Source organism: Pseudomonas sp. MWU13-3659 (assembly GCF_023757525.1).
GTDB lineage: Bacteria > Pseudomonadota > Gammaproteobacteria > Pseudomonadales > Pseudomonadaceae > Aquipseudomonas > Aquipseudomonas entomophila_E.
Genome location: NZ_JAMSHW010000132.1, coordinates 1 through 301, shown reverse-complemented (window position 1 = coordinate 301; position 301 = coordinate 1). Strand labels below are relative to the sequence as shown.

At 65.1% G+C, this 301-nt stretch carries 1 protein-coding gene; it reads right to left on the bottom strand.

Annotation, left to right across the window (positions count from 1 at the left end; genetic code table 11):
* Positions 1 to 301, bottom strand: a 301-nt coding sequence (locus NGM28_RS28645) for a baseplate complex protein (RefSeq protein ID WP_502943927.1), incomplete at both ends; no start/stop codon positions are given.

Sequence of the window (301 nt, the reverse complement as noted above, 5' to 3'; positions counted from 1 at the left end):
CTTTTCCGGGTTGGACTTCTTCTCTGACAGGCCGAACTGCACCCGCCAGCACGCCAGCGTGTCGTCCTCGCGGGCGCTGATGCCCTCGGAGAACTGCACCTGGCGCATTCCAAAGGCCGCTGCCGTGTCGTTCACCACGCGGTACATCTTGAGCTGGCCACCGCCCTCCGTGGCCTCGGCCAGGCGCATCAGGTCGCGCAGCCAGCTGGCGTTGACGTAGGGAATGCTCAAGGTCACGGTGAGGGTCTTGGGCTTGAAGCCCTGGTGTGCCGTCTCCGTGTTGCTGGTCTGGCCGGACATG